Source organism: Herbaspirillum lusitanum P6-12, assembly GCF_000256565.1.
Taxonomy (GTDB): Bacteria; Pseudomonadota; Gammaproteobacteria; order Burkholderiales; family Burkholderiaceae_D; genus Herbaspirillum; species Herbaspirillum lusitanum.
Genome location: NZ_AJHH01000544.1, coordinates 1 through 5,090, shown reverse-complemented (window position 1 = coordinate 5,090; position 5,090 = coordinate 1). Strand labels below are relative to the sequence as shown.

The following is a 5,090-nucleotide window of genomic DNA, read 5'->3' as shown; positions in this document are numbered from 1 at the left end:
AGCGCTGGAACAGCGCGCCAGCGGCGAACTGATCGTACACCGGTCCACGCCCGGGTTCCATTCCAACTTCCGTTCCGCTTTCGCCCGTCTCCGATCGCGTAAAATAACCAGGCCATTTTCCGGCAGTGCTTGCTACAGGCGACCCATGACTTCGCGCGTAAAAATCCTCCTGCTCTGGCTGCTGGCCTTGGCGGTTCCCGTCCAGGGATTCGCTGCCGCCGTGCAGACCGACACCGGCTCAAGCCCTGAAAATTAAACGGGAGCGCGCAAAAACCAAAACTCACGTCCGGCCTTTCGGCCGGACGGCGCCAGCGGTTCGGTTAAGCCGCCATCTTGCTGCACTCATCGGCGCATCGCGTACAGGCTCGCGCGCAGTCCTGGCAGTGCTGTGCCTCGTGCTTCTTGCATTCCTCGGCACAGGTTTTGCAAATTTGTGCGCACAGCTTGCATACCTGTTGAGCGAACTCGCTACCCCTGGCCATCAGTGCCGCGGCCGTTCGGCAAATCTCCGCGCAGTCGGCATCGGTAGCGATACAGCGTGCCATCATTTTTACGTCATCTTCTTGCAAGCAGGCTGCGGCACATTGGTCGCAAGCTGCTGCACATGCATAACAAGCCTCGATACAAGTACGGAATTCTTCACGTGACATCATGATCTCCTTAAAAATGGATGGGCGATTTACCCGGATGGCGCTCCAGCGGCTGCCAGAGCCTGGTTGTTCGGAAAGCCGGAGGACCAGAAGCTCAATGGTCGACCAGCTTCCATTCCTTTTTCCAGCGACGCATCGTGGAAATTTCTTCTTGTTGTTGTGAGATGGCCTTCTTTGAGAAGGCGGCAATTTCTGATTGACTCAGCTCCTTGAATCGGCGAACTGCGCCGGGGCTTTCGGCGCAGTTCCAGAGCCTGGATTAACCTTCCGATGACATCAATCGGCCATCGGTCCCAATGTACCCAGCCAGGCAACGAGCGCCAGAATCAAGCAAGCGCAAGCTGTCTCGATAAGCAGGCTTCTTCGCAACCCCGCAACCGCTTCCTGATGCTTGCCGGAGACATGCGCTCGCTCAAGTACCGGACTTAGCCGGTATCGGTTCGCTGCTGCAAGCGCAAGCATCATGCCGAAGAGAACCAGCTTGGCGATCAGCAGTTGCACATAAGGTGTCGAGAACAGTCCGGTCACTGTCGGGCCGACGATCAGCCAGTAATTCAGCGCACCGGTCATCAGTAATGAACCGACGATGAGCGTGCCCACCAGGGCAAATCCATTGAGCGTGCGACTAAGCAGAGAAACGTTGTTGGCGTCATGACCATCGCGCAGCGCCAATATCAGAATAAATACGGCAAGTGCACCTATCCAGGCGCCCGCGGCGAGCAGGTGGATGATGTCTGCTGCCAGATGCAACTGACCACGCGCGCCTTCATCCATGGCGCCGTGGCCGCCCCAGGACAGCGTAGCCAAGGCAACGCCGCCGGCCAGGCTCATCATGCCGAATTTCCAGGTTGGCGCTTGCGCTAAAAACAATACCGCCAAGACACTCAGCACCAGCATCGCCATGCGCAAGCACCAGGCCAGGCCGAATGGCGTATCGGTCAGCATCATTTCGAACATGTGCTGCTCGATCGAACTGAAGTCGGCCGCACCGCTCATCGCTTTGGTCATCAAGACCATGCTGATCGCTGAGAGGATCATGCCGACAATGGCTGCGCTTGCAGTCAATGTCGAAAGCTTCCTGGCCAACATGGACGAACGTTCGGGCTTGCGCAAGGCATGCAGGTGAAACAGTGGCAAGCCGAAGACAAGCATCAGGTCCAAATACAGCGCGAAACGCACCAGAACGGTCACCCCATCCATTGCCAGCTCACTTCACCGCAAAAGTAACTTTGCCGGTGATCGGGTGGGTATCCGAGGAGACCGCACGCCAGTCAATGCTATAAACACCGGGCATCAATGGTTGCGTAGGCGTGATGATCATGGTTTTTGGGTCCTCAGCGCCGGAAATCTTTGCGCCGACTTTCATCGGTGCGGCGTGGTTCATGCCCGGCATGCTGGTCATCATCAGACTCGCGCCGGAAAACTGCTTGGACAGATTCTCGGAAAAGCGCAATTCGATCTTCTCCGGTGCGCTGACGGTCGAATTGTCTTCCGGGGTCGAGCCCAGAAGCCTGGGATGTGCAAAGGCTGCGGTGGCGAAGGCTGCTGCAGCGATGGCGCCGGCGGTTTTGGCGATAAAGAACTGGTAAGACATGGCAACTCTCCTGTGGATAGTCAAAAATTTTCGTATTAAAACAAAATGCGAACGCCGGCCACGAGCCTTGTCTCGCCGACATTGCTGCCGGCGTCACGGGTGTAGCTGGCAGTACGGCCAAACTTCTGGCTTCGTTCGATCCCAATATAGGGTGCAAACCGGCGCGAGAATTCATAACGCAGGCGCATGCCGTAAGCCGCACTGGACAGACCGCGGCCGATGCCCAGATCGGGGTCTTCCTTGCCGTACAAGTTTGCCTCGACGCGGGGCTGTAGTATCCAACGCTGTGTCAGCAGCACTTCATACTCTGCCGACAAGCGCAACGCAGTGCGGCCTTGCTCGCCGACGTAGCCCGTTGCCTCGACTTCAAACCAGTAAGGCGCCAGTCCTTGAAGCCCGAATGCCAGCCAATTGCGCCCCGGCCGGTTACTGCCCGCGTCGACGCGCAGGCCGAGCTGGCTATCCCAATAGGGAGTGACGGCATGACTCCACAGCAATTCCGTGCGCGAATCGCCCACGCGACCTTGCTCGATATCGCCTTCGGCCTTGATGTAGAACTTGTCGTAGGTGTTGCCGATCCAAGCTTGGGTGTCGTAAGCAACAGAGTTGGCCTTGCGGGTGTGGACCCGCTCCAGGCGGTCCGCTATGAAAGAGCCGAATGAGTGCATGTCCGACATCATCAGGCCGCTGGTATCCTTTTGCGCATAGGGGCCTGTATTGAGGGTGTATCCATTGGAATAGCCGTGTGGATCACGGGCGTCGGATGGCGCTGTCGAAGCCGAGCCCATGTTCATGCCATGGTCCATGCCCGCGTGGTTCATTGCGCCGTGATCAGCCGTCCCAGGAGTGCTGGAAGTCTCCCCATTCATTGTGTCCATGGTCTGCATGGAGTCCATCGTCGTGACCGCCGGCTGGCTCGCGGCGTCGCTGGTCGGCGCGCCGTGGCCTGCATGAGCCTGGGCCTGCGCCGCATTCATGCTCACCGACGCAAGCGCCAGCAGTAACATCCGGGTGGGGTAACAGGTAAAAATCATTCTCGATATGCCTTTCAGTGCAGATCCTGGTTAGCTGACGATGACTTCGCGGAACATGCCCATGTCCATGTGATACATGAGGTGGCAGTGCCATGCCCAGCGGCCCAAGGCGTCCGCCGTGACCAGGAAGCTGATGCGCTGTGCCGGCTGCACCGGGATCGTGTGACGCCGGGCGAGGAAATCACCGTTCGGGGTTTCCAGTTCGCTCCACAGGCCATGCAGGTGCATGGGATGCGTCATCATCGTGTCGTTGTGGAGGATGACCCGCAGGCGTTCGCCGTAGCGGAAATGCACAGGCGTGGACTTGCCGAACTCCAGCCCATCGAGAGACCAGGCGTAGCGCTCCATATTGCCGGTCAGGTGAAGCTCGACTTCCCGTTCTGGCCCGCGATCGTCCAAGGCGCCGCCGATGGTGTGCATGTCAGCCAGTGTCAGGACACGACGCCCGTTGTTGCGCAAGCCAACGCCCGGATCATCCAAGTTGGTACGGGCGCTGTCGACCTTGGAGTCCGTGCTGGCACCGTACTCCGTGCTGGCGTGGCGCGCTTTCTTGCTCGGGACTTTTAGCGGATTGCCGGAAGCCATCTGATGCCGGCTATGGTCCATGCCTTGCATGGGTTGCACGCCACCCGCCATGGAGTCCATGGAGTCCATGCCGGACATCGAATCCATGTTCATCAACGGCATATTGGCCATGGCGCCGTGATCCATTCCGCCCATGGAAGACATATCTCCCATCATGTCGTTCATGCTGAGCCATTCAGGCTTGTCGATGTCCGGTACCGGGGCGGCCAGGCCAGCACGAACGGCCAGCGTCCCCATGGCATAACCAGTGCGCTCCATGGACTGGGCAAATATCGTATAGGCCTCATCTTTGGGCTCCACGACGACATCGCATGTCTCGCCGGGGCCGAAACGGAATTCATCGACGCTCACCGGCTCAATATCCACACCGTCCACCTGGATGACCTTCAACTTCAGGCCCGGAACCCGTACGTCATAGAAGGTATTGCCGGAACCGTTGATGCAGCGCAGGCGAACCTTCTCGCCAGGCTTGAACAATGCGGTCCAGTTGCCTGCCGGGGTAACGCCGTTGGCAAGGTAAGTCAAGACGGCTGCCGACAAGTCTCCCAAGTCGGTCGGGTTCATGCGCATTTCATTCCACATCGCGCGGTTGCCCAGGGCCGCTTTGACGCCGTCCTTGCGTGCATCGCGAACGAAGTCACCCGCAGTCAATCTGTTCAGATTGTAGAAATCGCCTTGCTTCTTGAGCTTGGAGAGCACCGACATCGGATTTTCATCCATCCAATCCGAGAACAGGACTACATGCTCACGATCGACCATCTTCTTGCCACTGTCGATCGGCTCGATGACGATCGCGCCATACATGCCGGTTTGCTCTTGCATGCCGGAATGGGAGTGATACCAATACGTGCCGCTTTGCTTCACCTTGAATTGGTAGGTGAACGTTTCTCCAGGAGCGATTCCCGCGAAGCTGATACCCGGCACACCATCCATCCGGAAAGGCAGAATGATGCCGTGCCAGTGAATGGACGTGTGTTCGCGCAGCTTGTTGGTCACGTTGATAGTGACCATTTCGCCTTCTTTCCAGCGCAAGGTCGGTGCCGGCAGGGAGCCATTGATCGTCGTGGCGGTGGTTTGCTTCCCGGTGAAATTGACCACCGACTCCGCGACCACCAGGTCGAACACGTTTCCGGTCAGGATGGGCGCTGCCGGACCACGAGCCGGCTTCTCCACGTTCTGGGCAGCCGCTTGCAGCGCTCGTGAGGACAACCCCAACAGCACGCCGCC

Annotated in this window: 5 protein-coding genes and 1 pseudogene; 1 reads left to right on the top strand and 5 read right to left on the bottom strand. The window is 58.5% G+C overall.

Annotated features, from left to right (window positions below):
- Positions 1–256, top strand: a pseudogene (locus HLUSI_RS34325) (hypothetical protein); the annotation flags it as partial.
- 64 nt (positions 257–320) lie between these two features.
- On the opposite strand, the gene HLUSI_RS34815 reads toward HLUSI_RS34325, so the two are convergent.
- The 5 genes from HLUSI_RS34815 to HLUSI_RS0117965 all read right to left on the bottom strand — a co-directional run.
- Entirely contained in the window at positions 321–482 is a 162-nt protein-coding gene (locus tag HLUSI_RS34815; protein ID WP_330987169.1) for a four-helix bundle copper-binding protein, read from the bottom strand.
- A gap of 444 nt (positions 483–926) precedes the next feature.
- Positions 927–1,850, bottom strand: a complete 924-nt coding sequence (copD, locus tag HLUSI_RS0117980; RefSeq protein ID WP_016835270.1) for a copper homeostasis membrane protein CopD — start codon at positions 1,848–1,850, stop codon at positions 927–929.
- A 7-nt stretch (positions 1,851–1,857) separates the two neighbouring features.
- Positions 1,858–2,244: a copper homeostasis periplasmic binding protein CopC gene (gene copC / locus HLUSI_RS0117975; protein WP_016835269.1), complete on the bottom strand. Its 387-nt coding sequence runs from the start codon at positions 2,242–2,244 to the stop codon at positions 1,858–1,860.
- A 35-nt stretch (positions 2,245–2,279) separates the two neighbouring features.
- On the bottom strand, positions 2,280–3,278 hold the full coding sequence (locus HLUSI_RS0117970; RefSeq protein WP_029363722.1) for a copper resistance protein B: 999 nt from the start codon (positions 3,276–3,278) through the stop codon (positions 2,280–2,282).
- 30 nt (positions 3,279–3,308) lie between these two features.
- Positions 3,309–5,090: copper resistance system multicopper oxidase (locus tag HLUSI_RS0117965; RefSeq protein WP_016835267.1), on the bottom strand; the 1,782-nt coding region annotated here is incomplete at its 5' end.

Excerpts from the sequence above, each read along its gene's own strand:
- copD (WP_016835270.1), bottom strand. The coding sequence starts at position 1,850 with ATGGATGGGGTGACCGTTCTGGTGCGTTTCGCGCTGTATTTGGACCTG.
- copC (WP_016835269.1), bottom strand. The coding sequence starts at position 2,244 with ATGTCTTACCAGTTCTTTATCGCCAAAACCGCCGGCGCCATCGCTGCA.
- HLUSI_RS34815 (WP_330987169.1), bottom strand. The coding sequence starts at position 482 with ATGGCCAGGGGTAGCGAGTTCGCTCAACAGGTATGCAAGCTGTGCGCA.
- HLUSI_RS0117970 (WP_029363722.1), bottom strand. The coding sequence starts at position 3,278 with ATGATTTTTACCTGTTACCCCACCCGGATGTTACTGCTGGCGCTTGCG.